This is a genomic window from Lelliottia nimipressuralis, assembly GCF_004402045.1.
GTDB lineage: Bacteria > Pseudomonadota > Gammaproteobacteria > Enterobacterales > Enterobacteriaceae > Enterobacter > Enterobacter chinensis.
Genome location: NZ_SOMG01000016.1, coordinates 186,881 through 213,016 on the forward strand (window position 1 = coordinate 186,881; position 26,136 = coordinate 213,016).

Genomic DNA, 26,136 nt, shown 5'->3' on the forward strand with positions numbered 1-26,136 from the left:
AATTGTAACAGGATCAAATATGAAAAAGTCTTTCGCGCTGTTCACCCTGCTGGCAGCCTCATTTACCGGTTTCGCCCATGCTGACGACGCCGCCATCAAACAGTCGCTGGCTAAGCTTGGCGTCACCGGTAGCGATATTCAGCCTGCACCGGTTGCCGGCATGAAAACGGTGCTGACCAACAGCGGCGTCCTGTACGTCACCGAAGACGGCAAACACATTATTCAGGGGCCAATGTACGACGTGAGCGGCGCACAGCCGGTCAACGTCACCAACCAGCTGCTGATGAAAAACCTGAACGCGCTCGAAAAAGAGATGATCGTTTATAAAGCGGCGCAGGAAAAGCACGTTATTACCGTCTTCACCGACATCACCTGCGGCTACTGCCACAAGCTGCATGAAGAGATGAAAGATTACAACGCACTGGGCATTACCGTGCGTTACCTGGCCTTCCCGCGCGCGGGCGTGCAGAGCCAGCCGGAGCAGGACATGAAGGCTATCTGGTGTGCGAAAGACCGCAACAAAGCGTTTGATGATGCGATGAACGGTAAAGGGGTTAAACCCGCTTCCTGCGACATTGACATTGCTAACCACTACGCGCTGGGCGTGCAGTTTGGCGTGAGCGGTACTCCAGCGATTGTCCTGAGCAACGGCTATGTTGTTCCGGGCTATCAGGGACCAAAAGAGATGAAAGAGTTCCTCGACGCGCACCAGAAACAGTTTGGTGGTAAATAATCCGCGTGAAAGCCCCCATAAAATTGCGCCGCCGCGAGGCGGTTGAGCAGGTTGATTTGCCGGACGATCTCCCTGCGCTGCTGAAGCGCCTCTACGCCAGCCGTGGCGTGCGTTCCGCTGAGGATCTTGAACGCAGCGTGAAAGGGATGCTGCCCTGGCAGCAGCTGAACGGTATCGAAAAAGCCACTGAAATGCTCTACAACGCGCTACGCGAAGGCACGCGCATTGTGGTGGTAGGGGATTTCGATGCCGACGGCGCAACCAGCACCGCGCTGAGCGTACTCAGCCTGCGCGCGCTGGGCTGCGATAACGTCACTTATCTGGTGCCGAACCGTTTTGAAGACGGCTACGGCCTCAGCCCGGAAGTGGTCGATCAGGCCCACGCCCGCGGTGCGCAGATGATCATGACCGTGGATAACGGCATCTCCTCCCATGCGGGGGTCGATCATGCCCATCAGCTGGGGATCCCGGTACTGGTCACCGATCACCACCTGCCGGGCGAAACGCTGCCAGCTGCGGAAGCGATCATCAACCCAAACCTGCGCGACTGCGATTTCCCCTCGAAATCTCTCGCCGGTGTGGGCGTGGCGTTTTATCTGATGCTGGCGTTGCGTACCCTGTTACGCGATAAGGGCTGGTTCGACTCTCGCGGTATTGCCGTACCGAACCTGGCTGAATATCTCGACCTGGTGGCGCTGGGTACCGTAGCGGACGTGGTGCCGCTCGATACCAATAACCGTATTTTGACCTGGCAGGGCTTAAGCCGCATTCGGGCAGGCAAGTGCCGTCCGGGGATCAAGGCGCTGCTGGAGATTGCCAACCGCGATCCGCTCAAGCTGGCTGCAAGCGATTTGGGCTTCGCCCTCGGGCCGCGCCTGAACGCTGCCGGAAGGCTGGACGATATGTCCGTTGGGGTCGCGCTGCTGCTGTGCGACAACATTGGTGAAGCGCGCGTGCTGGCCAACGAGCTGGACGCCCTGAACCAGACCCGTAAAGAGATTGAGCAGGGAATGCAGGCCGAAGCGCTGACCCTGTGCGAAAAGCTGGAGCGCAGCGGCGATACGCTGCCGGGCGGCCTGGCGATGTACCATCCTGAGTGGCACCAGGGCGTGGTCGGCATTCTGGCGTCGCGCATTAAAGAGCGTTTCCACCGTCCGGTGATTGCGTTCGCCCCCGCAGGCGACGGCACGTTGAAAGGATCTGGCCGTTCGATACAGGGGCTGCACATGCGCGACGCGCTGGAGCGGCTTGATACGCTGTATCCGGGTCTGATGATTAAGTTCGGCGGCCATGCGATGGCGGCGGGCTTGTCGCTGGAAGAGGCGAAATTCGACGAGTTTCAGCGTCTGTTTGGTGAGCTGGTTACCGACTGGATTGACCCGGCCCTGTTGCAGGGGGAAGTGGTATCCGATGGTGAGCTCTCACCGCTTGAGATGACGATGGACGTGGCGCAAATGCTGCGCGATGCCGGCCCCTGGGGGCAAATGTTCCCGGAACCGTTGTTCGATGGCCGTTTCCGTCTGTTGCAGCAGCGTATCGTCGGCGAGCGTCATCTGAAAGTGATGGTCGAGCCCGTGGGCGGTGGACCGCTGCTGGACGGCATTGCCTTCAACGTTGACACGGCGGTATGGCCGGACAACGGCGTGCGCGAGGTCGAGCTGGCGTACAAACTGGACATCAACGAGTTTCGCGGTAACCGCACCCTTCAGATCATCATCGACAATATCTGGCCAATTTAGCGGCAGTAATCTCTATAAAAAAGGGCGTGGATTCGGTACAATCCCGCTCTTATCACCGCATTTTGACAAGTCCATAAAAGAAAACAGACCATGTTTGAAATTAATCCGGTAAAAAACCGTATTCAGGACCTCACGGAGCGCTCTGACGTTCTTAGGGGGTATCTTTGACTACGATGCCAAGAAAGAGCGTCTTGAAGAAGTAAACGCCGAGCTGGAACAGCCGGACGTCTGGAACGAACCTGAACGCGCACAGGCGCTGGGTAAAGAGCGTTCCTCTCTCGAAGCGATTGTAGATACGCTGGATCAAATGGCTCAGGGGCTGGAAGATGTTTCCGGTTTGCTGGAGCTGGCAGTAGAAGCTGACGACGAAGAAACCTTTAACGAAGCCGTGGCAGAACTCGATGTACTGGAAGAGAAGCTGGCGCAGCTTGAATTCCGTCGTATGTTCTCCGGCGAATACGACAGCGCTGACTGCTATCTCGATATTCAGGCAGGTTCTGGCGGTACCGAAGCTCAGGACTGGGCCAGTATGCTGACGCGTATGTATCTGCGTTGGGCAGAAGCGCGCGGCTTCAAAACCGAAATTATCGAAGAGTCTGAAGGTGAAGTTGCGGGTCTGAAATCCGTCACCATCAAGATCATCGGTGACTACGCATACGGCTGGCTGCGTACCGAAACCGGCGTTCACCGCCTGGTGCGTAAGAGCCCGTTCGACTCCGGCGGCCGTCGTCATACCTCTTTCAGCTCCGCGTTTGTCTACCCGGAAGTGAAAGACGATATCGATATTGAAATTAACCCGGCGGACCTGCGTATTGACGTTTATCGCGCATCCGGCGCGGGTGGTCAGCACGTTAACCGTACGGAATCTGCGGTGCGTATTACCCACATTCCAACCGGGCTGGTAACGCAATGCCAGAACGACCGTTCCCAGCATAAGAACAAAGACCAGGCCATGAAGCAGATGAAAGCGAAGCTTTATGAGCTGGAGATGCAGAAGAAAAATGCTGAGAAACAGGCGATGGAAGATAACAAGTCTGACATCGGTTGGGGCAGCCAGATCCGTTCTTACGTCCTTGATGACTCCCGCATCAAAGACCTGCGTACCGGGGTTGAAACCCGCAACACGCAGGCGGTGCTGGACGGCAGCCTGGACCAATTTATCGAAGCAAGTTTGAAAGCAGGGTTATGAGGAACCAACATGTCTGAACAACAAGCACAGGGCGCTGACGCGGTAGTCGATCTTAACAACGAACTGAAAACCCGCCGCGAGAAGCTGGCAGCGCTGCGTGAGCAGGGCGTGCCGTTCCCGAACGATTTTCGTCGTGACCACACCTCAGACCAACTGCACGCAGACTTCGACGCTAAAGAGAACGAAGAGCTGGAAGCGCTGAACATCGAAGTGGCCGTTGCAGGCCGTATGATGACCCGTCGTATTATGGGTAAAGCCTCCTTCGTGACTCTGCAGGACGTTGGCGGCCGTATTCAGCTGTACGTTTCCCGTGACGATCTGCCGGAAGGCATCTACAACGAGCAGTTCAAGAAGTGGGACCTGGGCGATATCCTGGGCGCGAAAGGTAAGCTGTTCAAAACCAAGACCGGTGAACTGTCTATCCACTGCACCGAGCTGCGTCTGCTGACCAAAGCCCTGCGCCCGCTGCCGGACAAATTCCACGGCCTGCAGGATCAGGAAGCGCGCTATCGTCAGCGCTACCTGGATCTCATCTCTAACGATGACTCCCGCAAGACCTTTAAAATTCGCTCCCAGATCATGGCCGGTATTCGCCAGTTCATGGTTAACCGCGACTTTATGGAAGTAGAAACCCCGATGATGCAGGTGATCCCTGGCGGCGCGTCTGCGCGTCCGTTCATCACCCATCACAACGCCCTGGACCTGGACATGTACCTGCGTATCGCGCCGGAACTGTACCTGAAGCGTCTGGTGGTTGGTGGTTTCGATCGCGTGTTCGAAATCAACCGTAACTTCCGTAACGAAGGTATCTCCGTTCGTCATAACCCTGAGTTCACCATGATGGAACTCTATATGGCCTATGCGGATTACAAAGATCTGATCGAACTCACTGAATCCCTGTTCCGTACGCTGGCGCAGGATATTCTGGGCACCACGCAGGTACCTTACGGTGAAGAAGTCTTCGACTTCGGCAAGCCGTTCGAAAAACTGACCATGCGTGAAGCGATCAAGAAATACCGTCCGGAAACCAACATGGCGGATCTGGATAACTTCGATTCTGCGAAAGCAATCGCGGAAAGCATCGGTATCAAGGTTGAGAAGAGCTGGGGTCTGGGCCGTATCGTGACCGAGATCTTCGAAGAAGTGGCCGAAGCGCACCTGATTCAGCCGACCTTCATCACCGAATACCCGGCTGAAGTCTCTCCGCTGGCGCGTCGTAATGACGAGAACCCGGAAATTACCGATCGTTTCGAATTCTTCATCGGCGGCCGTGAAATCGGCAACGGCTTTAGCGAGCTGAACGATGCGGAAGACCAGGCTCAGCGTTTCCAGGATCAGGTTGACGCGAAAGCGGCAGGCGACGACGAAGCGATGTTCTTCGACGAAGACTACGTGACCGCGCTGGAGCACGGTCTGCCACCAACGGCGGGTCTGGGTATTGGTATCGACCGTATGGTCATGCTGTTCACCAACAGCCACACCATCCGTGACGTGATCCTGTTCCCGGCGATGCGCCCGGTGAAATAAGACGTTAAGATGTGAAAAAAGCCCCGAAAGGGGCTTTTTTATTGCGCGGCGAACGCCCTGAGGGCGTCTCGCGCGGCCGTCGCTTCCAGCACCATCCACGGGCTAAAGCTCCAGGGGGCGGCATCCAGGGCGCGGAATAACGATTCCAGCGTAACCCACTCAAACGCCATCACTTCATCGTGATTAATCCGCAGTTCGCTGGTGATGCGGGCCGCGAACACCGGGCAAATCTCGTTTTCAACGATCCCGGAAGGATCGGTTTCGCGGTAACGAAACTCGGCCGCCACGGGGGTGATATCGGTAATTTCAGCGCCGATTTCAAAGCGGCAGCGTCGGATAATGGCTTCTTCCGTTGCTTCACCCGATTGCGGATGTCCACAGACGGAGTTCGTCCAGACGCCCGGCCAGGCTTTTTTGCTTAACGCGCGTCGGGTCACCAGGCATTCACCGCTGGCGTTAAACAGCCAGGAGGAGAACGCCAGATGCAGAGGGGTTTGGGTCGTGTGTGCGGCGTATTTTTCCTGAGTGCCAATCACCATTCCCTGGTCATTTACCAAAATAACGTGTTCTTGAATACTCATTCCTGCTCCAGTGCCAACGATGCGGATGGTTCTGCACCATCAGCAGTGCAGTATTATACGGCATTCTTATACGAACGGTTTGTCTCCAGGAGCGGAAAAGGGCTGACCCTTATCTCTCCGGGCTGGTATCATAGAGCGCCATTCACGCTGACCGAGGATCTGTTTTGTTTGCAGGAAGCCTGACGAGAAACCCCATCACCGCCATTTTTTACCTGACGCTGACGCTATTCCTGGCAGGCTGTTCAGGAAGCAAATCGTCGGATATGGGCAGCTATTCCGGTTCGGTCTATACCGTTAAGCGCGGGGATACGCTGTATCGAATTTCGCGCGCAACGGGGACCAGCGTGAAGGATCTGGCGCGGCTGAATAATCTCTCTCCGCCCTACACCATCGAGGTGGGGCAGCAGCTGAAGGTTAGCGGCGGATCGTCCTCAGGCAAAAAATCTTCCTCGAAGGGCAAAACAGCTAAGGTAACACCGTCTTACGCGGTGCCGCAGTCATCCTGGCCGCCGGTCGGTCAACGCTGCTGGATATGGCCTGCCAGCGGAAAAGTGGTGCTGCCGTACTCCCTGTCTGAGGGCGGTAACAAAGGCATCGATATCGCTGCCGCGCGCGGTACGCCGGTTTATGCATCCGGTGCCGGGAAGGTGGTTTACGTCGGTAACCAGCTGCGCGGCTACGGTAACCTGATCATGATTAAGCATGGCGAAGACTACATCACGGCCTATGCGCACAACGATACGATGCTGGTCAACAACGGACAGAACGTAAAAGCCGGGCAGAAGATTGCCACTATGGGCAGCACCGGCACGGATGCGGTGAAGCTGCATTTCCAGATTCGCTATAAGGCGACGGCCATCGATCCGCAGCGTTATCTTCCTGCGCCCGGCAGCAAACCAAAGTGCTAAGTGATTATTTAATTGCCAGTTAGTTATGAAGAGGCTTGTATGAAGGTGTGTAAGGTCTATAATGCCCTACGCACCTCAAAGCGGGCGTAGTTCAATGGTAGAACGAGAGCTTCCCAAGCTCTATACGAGGGTTCGATTCCCTTCGCCCGCTCCAAACTCAAGTCTTCCAAACTCTATTTTTCATTGATAAACAAGCAATTATAGCATTCTTCAATTCTATTGAACTCAATTGTACTTCCCTGGGCCAGGCTCAATGTGAGGGTATGGATGGGGGGAAACGCCAGATGTACCGTAAATCATCCTTAGCCAGACCTTCGGTGTGGACCCGGAAAATGCCCTTCATCATGTACTTAACGCCATAGCCAATTGGCCTGTGACCTGTGTCAGTTGTGTATTGTTCAGTTACTGCATATGTACACCTAATAACGTGTGCAGGTGTTAACAAAAGCGTAAGGGCCACCCACTAACCAGGTCAGTTTATCAATTCTGAACACATCAATCTGAAACTCATGACTTCCTGTCCTGTATTCATTTAGAAGAAGCTGGAATATATTGTCATCACTGTTATCGCTATCCAGCTTTTCAATACTTTTAATTTGATAATCGAACGTTTTGCCTTGCGTGAGGGAACCGCTGTCAAGGCGGATCGTTCGGCTGATTCTGCTGGTTTTTCCTTCATCCTGAACGGTTCCGGTAAGCAGGAAATACCCCCTTTTGGAGGAATACAGCCTCAAATCCTGGGCGACGTTTATATAGACGGTTCTGCCGTTGTCTTCCAGCACATATCTTGTAAAGGTCTGACATTTAAAGGGCAGATTATTAAATGTATTAATACTATCGTGAAGCTTCTTCACAATGACAGGGATGACCAGTACCAGTACAGCTACGACAACGAAAAAGGCTTTTTTAATCATTGATTTCGTTCCGATTGGTATAGTAAACGTTGTCGCATAATCTGTTCACTCCATCGGCACCTGCCCGACACACCGATAACATGGTTCGACCATAGGTCTGGGGTACGTCTGAAGTGTAATAGTCAAAGTAAACGTTAAATCCTTTTCGGCAGGCAAGGTTATTCTCTTGCAGCAGCTTTGATACCTGCGCTTCGACCTTTTCTTTATAGTATTCACTTTCTGACTTAACTGTATGGATCACACACCCCGTTTGTAACGTGTGAGAGGTGAATACTGGATCGCGTCCCGTACTTCTGGAGCTAATAATCCATGTACTTGCCAGAGTAATGAGGGTAAGCACTGTAAGCCCAGGCAGTAGCAGGCGCAGAGAGTATTTTTCAGGTTTTTTTGTCTGCTGTGATTCAACCGATTTCGACGTCACAATTTCATACTGCGGTTCTTTATCGGTTTTCTTTACGATACTGACATGTTCATCAAGCCTTATCCCCACCTTCGGAATGGTGATGACAAAGTTTTCGCACCCATATACCACCATACTCCGTCGCAGAAGGCTCAGATACTGATTAAGATTGCTATTTGACCCTGTGAGACCGTACTTATCCCATACCTCCCTGAAGAGAAAATCACGTGTCAGAACTTCACATTCTGATTCCAGTAAGATCTGAAGTAATCGCTGAGCAGGCAGCGGAAGCTGAAAGACGTCATCAGTATCTGGATGCCTGAGAGTGCCGTCTCCGCTGTCGAAAACAATAGTACTGTTTATGATGTACTGCACAGCAAATCTCCATCGCGCGTATTTTTGATTACAGAATGTTATTAATACACAGGGTTAATAAAAGCGCCAGCCACAACGGTGGGGGGAGCAACACCTAATCAGGTTACAATGATGATCTTTCATTTGAACCCACCCTAACTACTGAGCTAATGCATTACGCTTTTTGAGAAGAGATTGATAACTATAACGCCGCACAGGATGAGACCAATACCTGTCAGTGCAGGAATATCCAATTTTTGTCCTGAAAATATCCAACCCGAAAAAGCAATCAATACAATGCCTGCTCCTGACCAGATAGCATAAATAATCCCTGTGGGTATAGTTTTCATCGGTACAGTCAGACAGTAAAAGGCAATGGCATATCCTGCAATTGCCACGACACTCGGCACTAATCGACTAAAACTGTCTGACAGTTTTAGTGAGGTTGTCGCTACAACCTCCATTAATATAGATATACATAAATAGAATAATGCCAGTCTTGTCATTTTATTACCTCTTACAGTCCATCCACTGAATCCCGGTGGAGATGGTCGGTATCGCGGCGGTTGCCAAAGAAATCTTGTATTTTTCAATTCAAAAGCATTGAGCTGCATTCTTTCGTGAGAATGAAAATCCGAAGGCGACAGTGATAAAAATTCAGGGTGACAATTCTCTCAGGAATCGCTGGTGTAAGAGAATAAGATAGTTGGGAATCATTCTTTATCTCTCACAATAATGGTCCTTCAATAGCAATAACATGTTCTATGTCCACGAGTAGTCTGTGCATATCGTAGAAATAATCGCTTCCGTTGTCGTGTATGTCGAGGCATTCCTTAAGTTTCTCTTTAATATAAAGATAGCTCGCGCGATCCGGGACATCATCACAAAATGCTTTGAGAAATTCTATTAGAACAGTGACTTCAATGAAACCATATTTATGCAATCTATAGATGATGGCGTTTCTGCATATCATCAATTTCAGAAGAGCGGGGGCGTTTTTTTTTGATGGTTTGTTGAACATGTTATTTGACAAATCAACCTGGGGGTCTTGTCTAAGTAAGTCTTTTATTCCCGATAAGATGCCCATACAGTGTTTTCCAGTGAATGAAATGTTGATGCCAAGCATGCATTAAAGAAAATGAATTAGACACATATATAATAAAAAATAGTATATATAGTGCTTTATGCTTAATTGTTTATGTTGTATAGATTTTAAATCTGTAAGTGTTGGGTTTAAATATATCGAAAAATGAGGATGACTCAATTACTGAGCGCTTAAGTCAGGGCTGTATTTTTTTATTCTTTCAGATATTTATGCTGAGAATACATCTAATTTTAGGATTTCTATCTAAATATGGTTGTATTTGAGATATATGTTCTTAAAAGGGGCGGGATTGTATAAATTCAATTGCATGCCTGTATGGCAAAGGAAATTCTTAAGGCATATGTTTTGTCTGTTCGGTATTAGAGAAGAGACAAAAATTCAGCAACGTTGGATAACAATGTTTAAGTTTATTGTTGAAGAGCAGTGATGATAATACGTTAACTCATTTACTTATTCAGTTTTAGACGGTAATGCTTCTGAAAACATCACCAGTATAATGGTTTTTTACCATCTGGTGAGGAATATCTGTGTCATAAACTTTAATCCTATTTAAAAGGTTACTCCATGTCTAAAAAAATTATAGTTAATCACCTTAACATAATCAAAAAGCTAAATGACTATGCAGAGCCTGCGAAAGTAGACAGATTATCCAGAGGTAAACGTATTTATAACTTTAGCTGCAATGATGTAAAACGCGTATTCTTTATCATTGAGGGGGATTTTTTTCTCCGTTCATCTGAAACTGGAAAGATAATTAAAGTCATTTCAGCTCCTTTTGTCATCGGGGCAATGCCATCGCTTGAACCACTGCCTGTGTTTATAGAGATGATAGACTATGGGAAAATAAAATCTATTGACTATCATTATTTTTGGAGTTTGGTTAACTACCAGGGATTACTTCCGGATGCAATGACAGTGATGTCTGGATATCATACTGATCTAATGAAATTCATTAATAGTCATAATGAAAATAATGAAAAATATGTGCGAACTTTAGTGGACCGATGGAAGTACCATCCATGTCATATCAAGAAAAAAATATCGCTTTTGTTCTTCATCACAAATAGCACTTTTATGTCAAAAAGCACAGCAGCCAGAATTATTAAAAGAATGAAAGAAACCGGGTGTATTAATTTAAAGGATGGCAGGCTTATAGTTGATGAAAACTAACCTTAAATCAATGGAGGTTCTTACAGAAATTGTAGTTTGACGTTAAATTTTATGACTCTTTAAAAATGATATGTTGATCGCGGTCATTCTGTTTCCAGTGTTACAACACGTCTCGATATCACCACCCAAAGTCTTTACCCCTCGATAAAGAAGTACAGGCCAAGCCGGATTCTTTCACTGACAAAGAGTAGTCGGATAGGCAGAGGTACGCCTTTATCCGTGGCGATTCTGTCTTAAATCGATTCAATGTAATAAAAAGGTGGCAACTGCTGTTGCCACCTTACTTTTATTTCGATCAGGATTCAGGCATCGCTGAAGAGTGATGAGAGGATATTTTCCAGTCGCTGCCATCCCAGGCGTATGTGAAAGTATAACGAGCAGAAACAGTTGTCTTATCGGCAAAAGTAAAGGTATAAGTGCCAGTATCAATGGCTTTATTACAACCAATGCGAATGGTTCTCGAGTCAATTTTACCAACGGGTTTCTTTTTCAGGAAATGCTCAAAGTAATCCACTCGCTCTGCGTCCGTCAGTCGAACCTGATTAGAGACAGTAGGTAATAAGACTGCATCCGTCAAATAAGTGTCAGCAACTTTTTTTGCATCACCTGTTTTTAGTGACGCATTCCACCGATCAAATAATCCTTCAATCGCAGCCTTGTCTGCTTTAACACAATCTGTAGCTGGTGTTGTTGCTGCCCAGGTGGATCCTGAAATAAGCAGCAGTGAACCAATAAAACATGATAATTTTCTCATAAAATACCCTTTATTTCCGTGTTGTTATCTAGACGCTAAAGTACCTATTTCTCCATAGTAAAGCAATCTCAAAATAATAAAGTTACTCTAATTTACTTATATTTAAATCAGGTCCGTAATTTAACACTTAAATAAATAGAAATGCTCAGTGAGATTACATTAGGTGATAGCATGAAATACGGAAGTTCAAATGACACCAGGTAATTTGTTTAAATATAAAGGTAATGGTCCAGTGATAGTGTAGAGCGACAAAAATAATGAAATATAATTGATGTCATACACGGCTGGCCGGTGATCCTGGTCACACTGGCTTCCAAATAACATGTCCACGATCTTAGAACCAGTGATGCTCACTGCCCTCAATGTGAATGAGTTCTCCGGCATGGGCCCGACGTGGGCATGCCTGTCGCCTGCATCTCCCGGTAACGGATATCGGGTCATTGCATAGTCTCAGTGAATTTTTGGATCGAAAATTACGGTTACCGCCCCGCGATAGGTATCCGGACGTGTTGTCAGCATGGTATCAACGTCTTTCTGACTGACCTGAAAATCAATACTTCCGGCCTTGTTCTGACCAAACGTCTTTGTCACAAAAACATTTTTCGTCAAATCAGGTCCTGCCGCCAGCGGCCGTTTGAACACGCCGGACCCGGTGACGCTATCAACGATGTTATCGGGTAATGTCAGGAGCGTCCTGACCGGGACCGTCTGTGAGGGCATTTTATCGCTTCTGAGGGCACAGTCCGGGCCGCTCTGCTGCTCGCATTCAAGATAAACCGTAAATTCGCCTGAGCTGGACAAATTGAAGTTACTCCTGCCTGTCAGCTGTGGGGTGATACGCGTGACCATCCAGCGCTCCCAGTTGGCCTGGCCCTCATCAGTAGTGCAGACCCGGCCTGAAGCACAGGGCTGCAGCGATACGGCCTGGTCATCTGCGGTAGTGGTGAGTTTGAGTTCGTGGTTTACCGACAGGGTAAAATTGATTGTCAGTTCCGTGTCTGACGCCTGGAAGTTGTCACCAAAGTCAAAATCACCGCCCGGACCAACGCTTAATACCTGTACTCCGGTATATATTCCAGAATCAATATGTAAGGGACTGGGCACGATAAAATCGTAAGATATACTAAGTTGTTCAATCCGGTTGAATGCATCTGTGTAATCAACGGTTGATATACGATAACAGGCAACATCGCTTGTCGGATAATTCCATGCAAAATGAAGCCATGGATGCGCTCCTCCTGCTCCCAACGCCGGTGCAGCTTCTGAACAAGGCGGCATACCTACCGCAAGATGGCGACCTCCATCCCAGGTGTAGTTATCGCCGGAATCAATATACCGTGCTGAAAAAATTCTCATCCTGAAAGAACCAGTAAATGTAGAGCCGTTACTGTTCGTCAATGTAACCTTTCGATTCCCTGATGGGATTTTAAAGTATATTCCATCTCTTGGGGATGCATTAGCTTCAATAGTTTTAGTTCTGGTCAGCGTTAAAGGAAGGTTGATGCTAAAGTCCCCGGGGTTACAACGATGCGGCCAAATACTGCAATACCCGCTCTGCGGCGTGGTGTTCGTGAAGCTGTTATTTTCCGGCTTCTCCATTGACGGTGCAAACGACGCCGTGATGTCCATCGTCGCCGCCATATTTGCTGTACTTACCGCAAGCAGCGACATGCCCGCCAGCGTTCGCAATATCAAGTTATTCATTTATCTTCTCCTGCGCCGTCTGTCCGGCATATCACTGCACTGACAAACTGCACGCTCTTGTCTTTGTCCATCTCCGCCGGCAGTGCGCACTGCATTGCCGGCTGTCCATTTTCTGCCCTGACAGTAAGTTTCCGGTTTGCAATACCGGAATCCAGGGTCAGCACCCCCTCGGCGTTTATCATCCCGCCGGAGACGTCGCTGTTCACGTAGCGGTTCTTCAGTACGTTTCCGTTTTCGTCCTGCAGCATCCCCACTACAGTGAAGGTTTTCACCGCCTTCACGCTGATGTATTTCACGCTGCCGCGTCGCATCTGCACGCTGCTGGCGGGCGGGAACACCTGCACACTTTCTCCCCCGCTGGCAGTGAACTGAACGGTACTTTTTTTCCACAGCTCAGCCGGAACGATATTGCGGCCTGCTTTCAGCTGCGTTTCGGCCATCTGGCCGGAAGCCAGTACATTCGCGGTTTCATCATCTGAATCCACATCCACAATCAGCGCGGACTCCATGCTGCGGCTGTTGTTGCCGTTCACGGAGGCCACTCTGCCGCCGCCCATAACAAGCACCTGGCTCAGGTTACCCCCAGCCGTGTTCGTGCTACCGCGGGTGTTATGCTGCACATAACCATCCCCGCTGACGTACGGGGTATCAACGGAGGCATTACCGCTGATAACGGTATTCTGCGGGCTGTAGGACACTCCTCCGCCCAGAGAGCGGATGCTGCTGTCATCTCCCGGCTGCCACTGATAGTTCAGACTGGAATAACCCTGATTCTGGTTCATGCCCGTTTCTGCCGACAGGGTGTGCCGTGCCGCCGGGGCCAGCGAGATGCTGACGCCAAATGCGACCCCGTGGTCGCGACGGCGGTCATTAAAGCCTGGGCGGTCATATGCGCTCACACGGAAGTTCATGTCGCGTCCCAACAGGGTGGCCAGCGTGGTCACCGACATATCGGCACCAAACCCACTGCGCCAGGCCGTATCTATATACTGCCCGTTGACGATAAGAGACGTTGACCGCGGTAGTCGCAGCGACAGGGAACTGCCCCAGGTGTCCCCCTGCTGACGTGATGCGGTTCTGTGCCCGTAGATGTCCGTCGTGGTTGAGCGCCAGAACAGACTGGCTGAGCCACCACCGGGAATATTGCGGTAATAACGGATGTCGGTATTCTGATTTAACTGATATTCAGTGTTACCCAGCGTGTACTGAGCAAACAGGGCGTCATCAGGTGAAAGCGTGATGTTTGCCCGCGTCCTGACCTGGTGTTCTTTTTCCGTTGCCGCACCGCTGAGCCCCAGAACAGCCCGCGGATGCGCCAGGAGATCAATCCCCCCGCCAAATGAGAAAGGATTATCCTCACGCACCTGTCCTTCACCCGTGGCCAGCGTCCTGTGCTGACCACTCCACAGATTCATGCGCCAGCGCCGGTTCGGGTCAGACCACCCCTGTGGTTTGTAAATCTGCGCCTGCTGCGTGTCGACGGTCTGACCATTTTCAATAATCTTGATGGTGATGTCATAAATACCACCCGGTAACGGCCGTGTGTCCAGCGCCTGTACACCCGCCTGTAACTGCTGGGTATGAACCAGGCGACCATCACGCCAGACTTCTGCGATGGACTGATTGCGTCCGGTCACATAAACCGGCCAGGCGCTTACGCTGTCAGTACTGACCAGAAGCGCATCAGAGGTCCCCCACATCACCCCCGCCACGGTGTCGTAACCGAAACCGGCTGTCTGCACATTACCGGTATCACTGTCAGGGGTAAAAAAACCCAGCCGGACGAAACTACCCTGAAGCTCTTTCTGGGTGTAAAGCTCGTACAGGCTGGCGCTGCTGTATCGGTACTCGCCCTCCGTGCCGGATGACTGGAAAGACGCTCTCTGGCTCCAGCCTGCCAGGGACGACGTCAGGGATGAATTTATACCCCAGCTGCGCGTGGATGCCGTGTTTGTTACGGATGCATCGTTGTACATAATGACACCACCCGGCGTATCTGCCGGCATGGCAATATAGGCGCTCCTGGTCCGGGCGGTCTCATAGTTTGCGGTGTAAAGTTTCAGCACGGAGTTGTCGAGGCGGTACTGAACCGCCATCAGTCCTGAAGGGCAGTCTTTCGCACATTGTCCAGTCGATACGCCCTTCTCCAGCACACCGTTCCACAGAGCCCGGGTTTCCGGGTCCGTATCCTCTGCATCATCAAGGGTACGTATCAGACGGATGTCACCATTCTCTTTCAGAGCCACTGCAGCATCAAACAGCCGCATGTCATTCAGGTAAACCTGAACAATCAGCTCAGAGTCATAAAAATACCGGCGGAAGTCTTCCGGCAGTCCCCGCATATTGGCAGCCAGCGTCATATCCGCCGCCGGTGCAGTCAGGGGGAACAGGGCAAGGATAAGCAAGCGTTTCTTCATAAAAAAAGCCGCAGCAGTCGCCTGCCGCGGCCTCCATCTCACATGAAAGGACAGGCGTTGTTATGCTTCCGGCGTAACCACTACTGGCTCGAAAATCATCGACACGCTTCCGGTAAATGAACCGTTCACGTCCAGTGCCTTATCGTCCGCCTGTGCGATTCTCAGCGCGGTACGCCCGCCAGCTTTTGCCGCCGCTGCCTCGACCACGGTGGTGGCCGTTTGGCTGAGCGCAACGTTATTGAAGCTGACAGCCAGAGGAATAACGTCAGTTCCGTTTGACAGCTGGGGTTTGCCATCGGTGGACAGGTTCCCGGTCAGGGTTGCCTGAATACCGCCTGCAGTATTTTTGTACTGGAACGGCTTCTCAAACACCCTCAGTTTGCTGGTCGCGATGTCGTAGCCCATATCCTGGGTCTGGTCAATCCAGCCCGCGTCTACCGGGATAACCTGAAAAGAGTCAGAGGGGACTGTGGCGCTCAGTTTGATGGTATAGCTCTGGCTGTCTGCAGCGTGCGCGGCAACGCCGCCGAAAACTGCACAGGAAAACAGGGCGGCAGCAAGAGATTTATTCAGAACAGAAAAATTACGTTTCATTTTACTATATTCCCTAAGGTTTGAAGTTAATCCATAACGGTCAGGCGGATTTGCGTAACCGGTACTGGTATTCCGGGTGTTAATAACTCAACGCCCGCTTGTTATTCCCCTCAATAAGAGTGAAATTCGTTTTATATCCGGCTTTTTTGCCCACGGTATGCGTTCTTCCGGGGAGAATAAATTCGCGGGAGACGGCACCGCAGTCGGTATTCGCTGTTCTGCACTGTCGGATATTGTCCAGTGACACTGTGGCATTACCGTTATTTTTTATGATGATCCCTGCCGCACTGGCACTGTCGATCACCGTGTTAAACTGCGGTTTTTCGGGCTGGACAATCACTATCGTACCGTAGCCCGTAAGTACATTAAGTCCGGCATGCAGAGTGTCTTTGCGATACTCACTCACCGCCTTTTTATCTAGCCCAAAGCTGTCATCAGCCTCAGGCATGACCGGGGTGAACCTGACACGAAAATACCGTTCGCTTCCCCGTTCTCCCGGCCACAGAATACGCACAGCCTGAAAACCTGCCGGCGGAATAATAAGCCGCTGGGGCGTGACAATAAGACGGTTACGCTCCGGGGTTGTCCCGGATAATTCTTTCTGCACGACTTCCGTTTCCCCGTTCTTACGCCCGGGTTTTATTTCAAGCAGCTCAACGCGCACAAAGGCCGTAGAGTCCCCGGTGTTATAAATCCGCTTGGTCATACTCTGCATATCCGGCGTCAGTACGTCGTACATACTGCCAATGCCAATAACCGGCGTGGCGTATGCAAGGGAAAATACGGACAGTGCTAAAACAATAGCGCCTGTAAAAATTAAAGGTTTCTTAAAATAACTCATCGATTCACCAGGAACAGGGTTGATTTATTGGCATTCAGTCTTTCGTTCATCATGATTAATTCATTCCACCCTCTTTTTAATCACCGGTAACCCCTTATGGCGGAAATATTACTGAACGTAGCCGTGTGCCATTTTAGTTACTGCTGGGCGGTACGACTCATGGTTTAATCTGTGCAGTAGCTGATGTAGAGAATTCTGAATTCTGACTGTTTAATAGTCAATGCCGATCGATGTCGTAAAAGTTATAGTTGCTACCTATTGAATTTTGGTGAAATGATCGTTATAAGCGATTATAAAAAAGGCGTGTCAGTGTAATTTACTGTTTTACATGGGAAATAATCACCATGAAAAACCATCACGGAAAGGTGTTGTTAGCAGGGAGTTGAATTTTTAATAAACCATTCTTAGTTTATTACAATAATAAAATGGTGTCATTTGAGTATGCGGGTTTTATATTGTGGTTTCATGTTAATAATTGTGGATGGATGTATTGTTGCGGATGAATCGTTTTGCGATAACATCCGGTTAAGTGGGGAGGTAAATATTAACAGGAACCAGCCCGGCATTTATAACCCCGCAAGCTGTACCGCCATCATTCCAGATTATCCGGGTTCTGCAGAAGAAAATCATCCAGGCCGCACATATTGATGATGGTCTCTTTCGGACAGCAAGTAAAAACGTTCCACAGGGCAGCGGGATATCACCCCCACTATCAAGATTTTACCGAATGAATTCGAGCGGTATCTGCATCTCCGTTAATCACTGCAGGAGCAGAATGTGACACGATGATAAACTACCGACGTTTCTTGTTCGACATAATCGCGGGGATCATACTCAGAGTTCCAAAAGGAACTACAACATGCCATGAAGACGAAATGTAATTGTTGGGGTAGAAACAACTCCGGCGCGTACCTCAGCGAACGCGATGCCGGATATGTTTCAGCTGAGTACGCCAGCACAACAGAGGGCAATTTCGTCTGGTGAACGTTCGCACTGATCGGGAATTCGACCAGTTGCTCTACCTTAACGCTAGAGTGCCTGGCTCTTTAAATTAGCAATGTTTCTCAGCCCGCTGACTCACAACCCAGATATCTGGCCATACTATGGCGCTAAGAGGCCTTTACTAACCCTGGGCGGGGTCAGTCCATTCGAAGTCACATCTGGTCACTGCTGAAACGTCTTATCCCAAAGAAAAGGGGGGGTATTGCTCCCCAGGCCGATCGCTAAATGTATTATAAAAAGAGTGGAGCTTTGATTCAGTGTTCTTGTTTTCTAACGTAAAAAAGGCTGCATTACGCAGCCTTTGCTATCAGTTTTTAGGGAACACCCAAACATATTTCTCAGGCAGCGAAAGATGGCAATGCTGCGGATCCCGAACCTCATGCCCATACGCGCGGATGACAAAATCATCCCCCGCCGTGCGGAACAGGTATTCCCAGCGGTCACCGAGATACATGCTGGTGAGCAGCGGCAGCTCAAGCTGATTTTCCCCAGGCCCCTCAACCACCGCCACGCGCTCGACGCGGATCACCGCCGTGGCTTCATCTCCGCTCTGCACCCCTTCACCGGCCTGGCCCCACAGCACCCAGCCTTTCCCCTCGATGCGCGCTTTGCCGTCGCGTACTTCGGTGACCTTGCCGTGCAGGCGGTTGTTACTGCCCATAAACTCGGCGGTAAACAGCGTTTTCGGCGAGCCGTACATCTCCTGCGGCGTGCCCTGTTGCTCAATTTTGCCGTTGTTAAGCAGCAGGATGCGGTCGGAAATGGACATCGCTTCGTTCTGGTCGTGCGTCACCATCAGCGCAGATAACCCGAGTTTGATAATCAGCTCGCGCAGGAACACGCGGGCCTCTTCGCGCAGCTTGGCATCGAGGTTTGAAAGCGGCTCGTCCAGCAAAATCACCGGCGGGTTGTACACCAGCGCACGGCCAATCGCCACGCGCTGCTGCTGTCCACCGGAGAGCTGGTGCGGATGGCGTTTGCCAAGATGGCCCAGACCAAGCTGGTCCAGCACGTCCTGCACGCGCTGCTGGAGCTCTTTGGCCGGCACTTTGCGCAGCTTGAGCGGATAGGCCACATTTTCAAAAACGGTTTTGTGCGGCCACAGGGCATAGGACTGGAACACCAGCCCCAGGTTGCGCTCTTCCGCCGGGATCTCGCTGCGCGGCGTGCCGTCGAAAACTTTATTTTTACCAATGACAATCGAGCCCTGGGTTGGTTTTTCCAGCCCTGCTACCGCGCGCAGCAGGGTGGTTTTGCCGCTGCCGGAGGGGCCTAACAGGGAGACCACTTCGCCGCGCTTCAGGTTCATGGAGACACCTTTTAAAACAGGATTGTCGCCGTAGGTTAAGTGCAGATCGTCAACCGCTAATTCAATCATGTATTTTCACTCCGAAACGAAGGGCAATGCCCAGACCCACCACGACCAGCAGGATGTTAATGAAAGAGAGCGCCGCTACAATATCGATGGCACCCGCGGCCCAGAGGGAAACCAGCATCGAGCCGATGGTCTCCGTGCCGGGTGAAAGCAGGTACACACCCGTTGAGTATTCGCGTTCAAAGATCAGGAACATCAGCAGCCACGAACCGATAAGACCGTAGCGGGAGAGCGGAATGGTGACGTGGCGGGTGATCTGCCCGCGCGTCGCCCCGGTGCTGCGCGCTGCCTCTTCAAGCTCCGGCCCCACCTGTAACAGCGTGGAAGAGATGAGCCTCAATCCGTAGGCCATCCACACCACGGTATAGGCCAGCCAGACGCTGAAAATGGTGCTGCGAAGCGAGCGCAGCCAGACGATGACGTTTTCTCGCATCCAGTCGGTCCAGGCGAACCCGGAAAGCCAGCCTGATTTCAGCGAGTTATCGAGCCACATCGGCAGGAACAGGAACACCCACAGGAATGCCAGACCCGCCAGCAGGCCAGGCACGGCGCGCGGCACCAGCACGCTGTAGTCCAGGAAACGCGTGGTGTTGTCCGGCTTGCGGTGCATGGCAATGCCGACAAAGAGGTAGCAGGCCACCGCCAGCGCACCGCCAATCACCCCAATCGCCATGGAGTTGACGATGGCGCGCAGCAGGTTGGGCTGGGACCAGATGGTGCGGAAGGTATTCAGCGAAAGTTCATCCCACAGCGAAACGCCCACGCCCCAGTTGGAGATAAACGCGCGCAATACCACCCCGAGCAGCGGAACGCCGATAGTCACGGTGAGCCAGAAGGCAATCACTCCGCCAGCCACCCAGCGCCATTTACCCAGTGGTAACGCGCGAGCCTGGGAGGCCTTTCCTTTCATGGTGACGAAGCGGTTGGCGGTGCGCATCAGGCGACGCTGGAGCATCACCAGCGGGATGGTGATGCAGATCAGCACCACGGCAACCGCCGCCATCAGGTTATAGGATGGGGTACCCATCTTGTTCGTCAGCTTATAGAGATAGGTCGCCAGCACCATGTTGCCTTCCGGGTCGCCGAGCACAAGCATCAGGCCGAACACTTCCAGCCCGAGGAAGAACAGCAGCACGGTGGCGTACAGGATTGACGGGCGCACCATCGGCAGGCTGACGGAGGTCATCACCTGCCAGGGAGACGCCCCCGCGGTGCGCGCGGCCTCTTCCACATCGGAGCCTACGCTGCGCAGCGCTGACGAGATATACAGATAGGCGTGCGGGACGTGCGTCAGGCCGGCAATGACCACAATGCTCGACATGTCGTAGATATTCCACGGCACAAAGCCAATCAGCGCCTCAGCCCACTGGGAGAGAAAGCCCACCGGACCGGCGGCTACCACGTAGCCGAAGCCTAACACCATCGGTGAAACGAAAATCGGGACCAGGATCAGCGGCTCAATCAACCGGCGACCGGGCAGGTCGGTACGCACCATCAGAAACGCCAGCACGCCGCCCAGCGGGATAGAGATAAACACCAGTCCGAAGGCCAGAATAAAGCCGCTTTTCAGGGCCTTATAAAAGTCAGGATCGGTGAAAATAAAGTCAAATGATTCAAAGCTCCACTCTTTTGACGGAGAAAAGAACGGGGCGGACAGGAAGCTCTGTATCACGATAAACGACAGCGGCGTGTAGATAACCAGGGCGGTTATCAGCACGACGATGCCTCGCGGCAGGCTTTGCCACTTTCTGCGTAATGTATTCATGGGGTATCCCTGGTATTGCAGCCCAGAAAAACGAACTCAGTCGATAAGGGAGCGCGGCGGCCTGCGCCGCGCTCAGACGCTTATTTGCCGGCGGCGGTACGCCACTCTTTGATATACTCCAGGCGTTTTTTCGGCTGCAGGTATTCCAGGAGTGTTTCATCAACCGGGATCGGCTTCAGCGCGTTGCCGAGGATTTTGGTCAGGCCGTCGATATCATTTTTCCCTTCGATATCGTTACGAATCGACGGAATGTCCGCCTGATTGGCCAGAATGTTTTGCCCTTGTTCAGACAGCACATAGTCCAGCCACAGTTTTGCCGCATTGCTGTTTTGCGATTGCTGGCTGATGAACGACACGCGCGACAGCACCAGGGTGTAATCTTTTGGATAGGAGATGCCGAGCGACGGATCGTTCTTCGCACGCGCCTCAGCATAGGATCCGAGGATATTGAAGCCGATCAGGTTTTCCCCGGAGGAGACGCGCTCCATCATGGTACCGGTAGACGACTGCACCGATAAGCCACCTTTGGCGACGTCGGCCAGGGTTTTAAAGTAATTAGGATCGGCGTTGTGATCCTGGACCGAGAGCATAAAGCCCAGACCCGATTTTTCGATATCGTAGGTAGTGACTTTACCCTTGAATTTGTCCGTCTGGCTGGCAATCAGTTTTGCCAGCGCGGCGTGAGAATCCGGTACGTCGCCGGCCGGGATCAGACGCTTGTTGTAGATAAAGACCACCGGCTCATAGGTGGTGCCGTAGGCCTTATCTTTCCAGACCGCCCATTTCGGCAGCTGGCTTTGCTCCGGAGATTTGTACTCCATGGCATAGTCGGTGGCGAGCTTCAGCCCGGTGTCCATAGAGGAGCTCCAGACCACGTCGCCGCTCACGCCACCGGAGGCCTGTTCGCTGATGAAACGGTTGTACAGCTCGGTGCTGTTCATGTCGTTGTATTCAACTTTAATGCCCGGGTAGGTTTTTTCGAAGCCCTGGATCAGCGGTCCGGCCGCTTTGATGTCGGTGGTAGAGTAAATAACAACCTTGCCCTCTTTTGTCGCGGCATCGACAACTTTTTGATACTCAGCAGGATAGCCCTGCGGCAAGGCAGACAGTGCAGAAGCAGAGAACAGTACAGTAGCGGTAATCAGAGAAATTCGGAATGTGTTCGACATTATAGTTAACCTTTTAGTTACATTTGAGGAACTAATTGTCAACATAGCGCAGTGGGCTCCACCCACAATAGGGGGGAGCGGGTAATGGTTCCGAAGTGTGATTGTCGCCGTCGTTTCAGCAATTAACACCATAAAATCCGCGAACGTTAGCCTGTGAACGGTTTCGGATTACGGTTTATCGGGGGCTTTGCGGTATAACCTTCGCGGATGACCAATATTGCCATACAGCATTTCGATGCTGATTAACCCGCTCTCCACGCAGTACTCAAGATAGCGACGCCCCGTGGTTTTGCTAATCCCCACGCTTTCCACCACCTCTTCAACCGACATCGCACTGTCTGGACGGTCGGCGAACAGGCGTTTAATCCGCTCCAGCGTCTGGGGCTCAATGCCCTTCGTCGACGGCGTAAGCGAGGATTCCGCGGCAGGCAGGTTAAACAAGCGATCCAGCGCATGCTGATCGACCACCTTCACCTGCTGCACGGTGTGGATGAAGCGCATAAACCGCTCCAGCGAGGCGTGCAGACGCTGGAAAAAGACGGGCTTAATCAGGTAGTCAAACGCGCCGCTGCGCATGGCATGGCTGCAGGTTTGCATATCGCTGGCGGCGGTGATGAAGATCACCGAGCATTCATAGCTTTTCAGCAGCGGGTTATCGATTAACTCCACTCCCTTGCCGTCCGGGAGATAGTTATCCAACAGGATAAGCCGCGGCTGATATTGGCGGATCAGGCTGTGCGCCTGTTCGATTGACGCGGCGATGCCCACCACGCGCAAATGAAAATTCTGCTCGATATACTCGCGATGCAGCTCCGCCAGGTGCGGCTCATCCTCAACGATCACAACATCAAGTGCTCGGGTCATGCTTTAGCCCATTCGGAATAAACACAGAAAAAATAGTCCCTTGTGGCGTGTTGTCGGCAATCTCAATACTGCCGCCGGCCTTATCGATATATCCTGCCACCAGAAACAGGCCAATACCGTGCTCTGTACCCACAATGTCGTTTTCACGTTCCGGCTTGCTGCTGAACCCCTGACGAAAAATATGCGGCTTCATCGCATCGTCCACACCGCAGCCTCTGTCGGCCACCTCTATCAACAGCTCCTGATTGCGGTCAGAAATGTAGAGTTCTACCGGCGCGGGGACCGGTGCGTTGAGGGTCGCATCCACGGCGTTATCCAGCAAATTACCAATCACAGACATCAGCTCGGTTTCATTAAGCGCGGCTGGCATGCGGGTGAGCTGGCAGGCGGGATCAAACAGCAGCTCAATACCTTTTTCACGCGCGCTGACGTATTTTCCCAGCAGCAGCCCGCACAGCGCCGGGGAGACAAAGCGGGCAGAGACAAAGTCCAGCACGCGCTGTGCGCCTTCTGACTGAACCTGGATGTAGCGGATCGCCTCGTCATAGTGTTTCATCTGCAGCAACCCCACCAGCGTGGCGGTCCAGTTCAGCTGTTCGTGGCGCATAATGCGCAGGTTATCCGCATAGCGTTTGATCTGACTAAGCTGGCTGCTGAGCGTGTTAATGTCATTTTTGTCGCGAAAGCTATACACCCAACCGCTTTCAACGCCGGGCTCGACCTCAATCGCGACGCGGTTGACGATCACCTCCCGCTGGTTCAGCACGGCAATCTGGTCGTGGCTGCCAGCGCTCACCGAGGCGTAGCGCTGGGATAAAAACCCCGGCGACGTCTGCAGAACGTCTTCCAGCGGTTTGCCGATAAGGTCTTTCTCACTTTGCCGAATATCCAGCATCTCGCGTGCGGCTCGGTTAATTAAAATCAGCTGCTTCTCTTGATTGACGGCAAATACCCCTTCATACATGGCTTCCAGTAGCGCTCTTTGCTGCAAAACCAGCTGAGCGATATCCTTCGGCTCAAGTCGGAACATCTGTTTTTTTAAATTGCGGGTAAACAGCCAGGAGAAAATAAACAGCAGCAGCAGAAGCGCAACGCCGTACAGCCCGGACTGCCAAAGTATGCGGGCGTTAATATTGGCAATATACGACGTCAGATAGCCGACCGAGACAATGCCAATCACCTGATGCTGTGCGTTGAAGATGGGCGCTTTGCTGCGCAGCGACACGCCGATCCCGCCCTGACGTACGGAAATAATGGTTTTGCCTTTTAACACCTCCGCATTATCCCCACCGATCATCGGTAAATTTATGCGCTCTGGTGATTCTGAATGATAAAGGTGCTGCTCCTGCGTATCGCCAATTACGATATAGCTGGCATCGCTTTCGGCTCGCAGCGGCTGAATTAACCGAGCTATCCCCGGAATATCTCTGGCCGCTACCATTGCCGCCAGGCCCGGCATCAGCGCGATCTGGCTGGCCTGAACCCGGGCGCGCTGGCCGAGATCGTGATGAAGCTGCCGGTCAATAAAATGAAACAGGATCGTTCCCAGCAGAACTAACAGCAGGCAGGAGAAGCACACCAGCGCTAAAAACAGCTTTACCTGAAAAGAGAGTCTGCGTTTCATTCAACCTGCGGTAGCCATATAAGTGAGACATTTGCGGAGCCTGACATGGGCTCATAGCGGACGCAATCTGGCGAGAAAAGAGTTGTGACCTGGCTTTTCGTTTTCGGTGTTATAGCCATCAGGATCCCGTAAGGCTATGCTTCATTCAGCACGATAATAATTACAGAGGCAATGTCATGGATAAAGAACTACTGGATGCGGGTTACCGGGCCTATACCGGCGAGAAAATTGACGTTTACTTCAACACCGGGATCTGCAAACACTCAGGTAACTGCGTGCGTGGGAGCGCAAAGCTGTTTAATCTGAAACGTAAGCCGTGGATTATTCCCGATGAAGTGGACGTTGAAACGGTTGTACGCGTGATTGATACCTGCCCGAGCGGTGCGCTGAAGTATCGCCAAAAATAAGCGAGGAACCATGGATATTCTGGAAGGCCATAATAAGTTTTACGTGAATGATGCGAACGGCAATCAGGTCGCGGAGATTGTCTTCGTGCCGACCGGCGAGCACCTGAGCATCATTGAACATACCGATGTGGATGAGAGCCTGAAAGGGCAGGGCGTCGGTAAACAGCTGGTGGCGAAAGTGGTGGAGAAGATGCGCGGTGAGAACCGTAAAATTATCCCGCTGTGTCCGTTCGCGAAACATGAATTTGATAAAACGCGTGAATATGACGATATTCGGGCGTAACTAACACCGGCGATGGCCGGTGTTTTTTTATCTCACCTGCTCAAACAGCAAAACCAACGCTATCACCACCATCAACCCTCCCGAGGCCCTGCTTACCAGACGCGCCGCCTGTGGCCGGGTTGCCAGCACCGCTTTCGAACCATACCCCACCAGCAGGTACACCAGGGTACAGGTGATAAGATGCATCATCCCAAGCGCAGACATCTGCATCGCTAGCGACCAGCTTCCGGTTGGGTCTGTAAATTGCGGAAGCAGGGCCAGGAACAGCAAAAAAACTTTCGGGTTTAGGCCGCTGATGCAGAGCCCTTTCACCGCCCACTGCGTCCAGTTTCCCGTATGGCGGGTAGCCTTTTCCGGTGCGGCCGGGTGACGCAGCAACGTGATGCCAAGCCACAGAAGATACAGGGCTCCCGCTACGGTCAGCCCCGCTAACGCCAGCGGATGCTGAGCAATCAATACCCCTACGCCCGCCACCACAATCAACGTGGCTAACAGATGCCCGGACATCAGCCCCATAACCGCCGGGACCACGCGGCGGCCGTTAATCCCGGCGCTAATAGCGTAGGCCCAGTCGGCGCCAGGGGTCATGATGAGCAGAAAGGAAACCACCCAAAAGCCGGCCACAATACTCATTTCCATCGTCCAGAAAACTCCCGCAGTGCGTCAAACGTTGCGAAAAAGAATATCGCTAACCCTGCGAAATAGGCTTTCAATGTT

Annotated in this window: 23 protein-coding genes, 1 tRNA gene and 1 pseudogene; 10 read left to right on the top strand and 15 right to left on the bottom strand. The window is 51.8% G+C overall.

Going from position 1 to position 26,136, the window contains the following annotated elements:
* Positions 1–19 precede the first annotated feature (19 nt).
* The 4 genes from dsbC to lysS all read left to right on the top strand — a co-directional run bounded on the left by dsbC (position 20) and on the right by lysS (position 5,188).
* Positions 20–733 carry a bifunctional protein-disulfide isomerase/oxidoreductase DsbC gene (gene dsbC / locus E3U32_RS11040; protein ID WP_029740340.1) on the top strand — a complete coding sequence of 238 codons (714 nt, stop codon included), beginning with the start codon at positions 20–22 and terminating at the stop codon, positions 731–733.
* Positions 734–738: 5 nt separating this feature from the next.
* Positions 739–2,472 carry a single-stranded-DNA-specific exonuclease RecJ gene (recJ, locus tag E3U32_RS11045; RefSeq protein ID WP_134348822.1) on the top strand — a complete coding sequence of 578 codons (1,734 nt, stop codon included), beginning with the start codon at positions 739–741 and terminating at the stop codon, positions 2,470–2,472.
* 90 nt (positions 2,473–2,562) lie between these two features.
* Positions 2,563–3,661, top strand: a protein-coding gene (gene prfB, locus E3U32_RS11050) for a peptide chain release factor 2 (RefSeq protein WP_014071648.1) whose coding sequence is annotated in 2 segments (ribosomal slippage) — positions 2,563–2,637 and positions 2,639–3,661 — 1,098 coding nt in all. Because the reading frame shifts where the segments join, the coding sequence is not laid out codon by codon here.
* A 9-nt stretch (positions 3,662–3,670) separates the two neighbouring features.
* On the top strand, positions 3,671–5,188 hold the full coding sequence (lysS, locus tag E3U32_RS11055; protein ID WP_023333300.1) for a lysine--tRNA ligase: 1,518 nt from the start codon (positions 3,671–3,673) through the stop codon (positions 5,186–5,188).
* A 38-nt stretch (positions 5,189–5,226) separates the two neighbouring features.
* Here the strand turns inward: lysS and idi are convergent, their stop codons facing one another.
* Positions 5,227–5,769: an isopentenyl-diphosphate Delta-isomerase gene (idi, locus tag E3U32_RS11060; protein WP_134348823.1), complete on the bottom strand. Its 543-nt coding sequence runs from the start codon at positions 5,767–5,769 to the stop codon at positions 5,227–5,229.
* 164 nt (positions 5,770–5,933) lie between these two features.
* On the opposite strand from idi, the gene actS reads away from it, so the two are divergent.
* Both actS and E3U32_RS11070 read left to right on the top strand, forming a co-directional pair.
* Positions 5,934–6,677 carry an amidase activator ActS gene (gene actS / locus E3U32_RS11065; RefSeq protein ID WP_134348824.1) on the top strand — a complete coding sequence of 248 codons (744 nt, stop codon included), beginning with the start codon at positions 5,934–5,936 and terminating at the stop codon, positions 6,675–6,677.
* Between the two features lie 80 nt (positions 6,678–6,757).
* Positions 6,758–6,831: transfer RNA gene (locus E3U32_RS11070), tRNA-Gly, on the top strand.
* Between the two features lie 265 nt (positions 6,832–7,096).
* Here the strand turns inward: E3U32_RS11070 and E3U32_RS11075 are convergent.
* The 3 genes from E3U32_RS11075 to E3U32_RS11085 all read right to left on the bottom strand — a co-directional run bounded on the left by E3U32_RS11075 (position 7,097) and on the right by E3U32_RS11085 (position 8,851).
* A complete protein-coding gene (locus E3U32_RS11075) occupies positions 7,097–7,591 on the bottom strand; it encodes a FidL-like protein (RefSeq protein WP_134348825.1) in 495 nt (164 codons plus the stop codon).
* Complete coding sequence (locus E3U32_RS11080; protein ID WP_166790929.1) at positions 7,584–8,366, bottom strand: winged helix-turn-helix domain-containing protein; 783 nt, start codon at positions 8,364–8,366, stop codon at positions 7,584–7,586. Before E3U32_RS11080 ends, E3U32_RS11075 begins: the two co-directional genes overlap by 8 nt.
* Before the next feature lie 146 nt (positions 8,367–8,512).
* Positions 8,513–8,851 (bottom strand): DMT family transporter, encoded by a 339-nt coding sequence (locus E3U32_RS11085; protein WP_063925945.1) that lies wholly within the window; start codon positions 8,849–8,851, stop codon positions 8,513–8,515.
* Positions 8,852–10,014: 1,163 nt separating this feature from the next.
* On the opposite strand from E3U32_RS11085, the gene E3U32_RS11090 reads away from it, so the two are divergent.
* On the top strand, positions 10,015–10,620 hold the full coding sequence (locus tag E3U32_RS11090; protein ID WP_134348827.1) for a hypothetical protein: 606 nt from the start codon (positions 10,015–10,017) through the stop codon (positions 10,618–10,620).
* Between the two features lie 72 nt (positions 10,621–10,692).
* Positions 10,693–10,809 (top strand): annotated as a pseudogene (locus E3U32_RS23955) (IS3 family transposase); the annotation flags it as partial.
* 106 nt (positions 10,810–10,915) lie between these two features.
* On the opposite strand, the gene E3U32_RS11095 reads toward E3U32_RS23955, so the two are convergent.
* The 10 genes from E3U32_RS11095 to E3U32_RS11140 all read right to left on the bottom strand — a co-directional run bounded on the left by E3U32_RS11095 (position 10,916) and on the right by E3U32_RS11140 (position 24,729).
* Entirely contained in the window at positions 10,916–11,374 is a 459-nt protein-coding gene (locus E3U32_RS11095) for an SgcJ/EcaC family oxidoreductase (protein ID WP_134348828.1), read from the bottom strand.
* A gap of 450 nt (positions 11,375–11,824) precedes the next feature.
* Complete coding sequence (locus tag E3U32_RS11100) at positions 11,825–13,078, bottom strand: hypothetical protein (protein ID WP_134348829.1); 1,254 nt, start codon at positions 13,076–13,078, stop codon at positions 11,825–11,827.
* Complete coding sequence (locus tag E3U32_RS11105; protein ID WP_134348830.1) at positions 13,075–15,495, bottom strand: TcfC E-set like domain-containing protein; 2,421 nt, start codon at positions 15,493–15,495, stop codon at positions 13,075–13,077. Before E3U32_RS11105 ends, E3U32_RS11100 begins: the two co-directional genes overlap by 4 nt.
* A 60-nt stretch (positions 15,496–15,555) precedes the next feature.
* Positions 15,556–16,089: a CS1 type fimbrial major subunit gene (locus E3U32_RS11110; RefSeq protein ID WP_134348831.1), complete on the bottom strand. Its 534-nt coding sequence runs from the start codon at positions 16,087–16,089 to the stop codon at positions 15,556–15,558.
* Positions 16,090–16,168: 79 nt separating this feature from the next.
* Entirely contained in the window at positions 16,169–16,930 is a 762-nt protein-coding gene (locus E3U32_RS11115) for a hypothetical protein (protein ID WP_134348832.1), read from the bottom strand.
* Positions 16,931–18,239: 1,309 nt separating this feature from the next.
* The gene (locus tag E3U32_RS11120) at positions 18,240–19,310 is read right to left on the bottom strand and encodes an ABC transporter ATP-binding protein (protein WP_134348833.1); all 1,071 of its coding nucleotides are present in this window, start codon (positions 19,308–19,310) and stop codon (positions 18,240–18,242) included.
* Positions 19,303–21,072, bottom strand: coding sequence for an ABC transporter permease (locus tag E3U32_RS11125; protein ID WP_134348834.1), 1,770 nt, complete (start codon positions 21,070–21,072; stop codon positions 19,303–19,305). Before E3U32_RS11125 ends, E3U32_RS11120 begins: the two co-directional genes overlap by 8 nt.
* Before the next feature lie 80 nt (positions 21,073–21,152).
* The gene (locus E3U32_RS11130; protein WP_134348835.1) at positions 21,153–22,241 is read right to left on the bottom strand and encodes an ABC transporter substrate-binding protein; all 1,089 of its coding nucleotides are present in this window, start codon (positions 22,239–22,241) and stop codon (positions 21,153–21,155) included.
* A gap of 168 nt (positions 22,242–22,409) precedes the next feature.
* Positions 22,410–23,105 carry a response regulator gene (locus E3U32_RS11135; RefSeq protein WP_134348836.1) on the bottom strand — a complete coding sequence of 232 codons (696 nt, stop codon included), beginning with the start codon at positions 23,103–23,105 and terminating at the stop codon, positions 22,410–22,412.
* Positions 23,089–24,729, bottom strand: coding sequence for an ATP-binding protein (locus E3U32_RS11140; protein ID WP_134348837.1), 1,641 nt, complete (start codon positions 24,727–24,729; stop codon positions 23,089–23,091). The genes E3U32_RS11135 and E3U32_RS11140 overlap by 17 nt, the downstream gene beginning before the upstream one ends.
* A gap of 176 nt (positions 24,730–24,905) precedes the next feature.
* On the opposite strand from E3U32_RS11140, the gene yjdI reads away from it, so the two are divergent.
* Both yjdI and E3U32_RS11150 read left to right on the top strand, forming a co-directional pair.
* Positions 24,906–25,136 carry a 4Fe-4S mono-cluster protein YjdI gene (yjdI, locus tag E3U32_RS11145; RefSeq protein WP_008499689.1) on the top strand — a complete coding sequence of 77 codons (231 nt, stop codon included), beginning with the start codon at positions 24,906–24,908 and terminating at the stop codon, positions 25,134–25,136.
* 10 nt (positions 25,137–25,146) lie between these two features.
* Entirely contained in the window at positions 25,147–25,419 is a 273-nt protein-coding gene (locus E3U32_RS11150; protein ID WP_008499687.1) for a GNAT family N-acetyltransferase, read from the top strand.
* Positions 25,420–25,446: 27 nt separating this feature from the next.
* On the opposite strand, the gene E3U32_RS11155 is transcribed toward E3U32_RS11150, so the two are convergent.
* The gene (locus E3U32_RS11155) at positions 25,447–26,058 is read right to left on the bottom strand and encodes a LysE family translocator (RefSeq protein WP_134348838.1); all 612 of its coding nucleotides are present in this window, start codon (positions 26,056–26,058) and stop codon (positions 25,447–25,449) included.
* Positions 26,059–26,136: the final 78 nt, after the last annotated feature.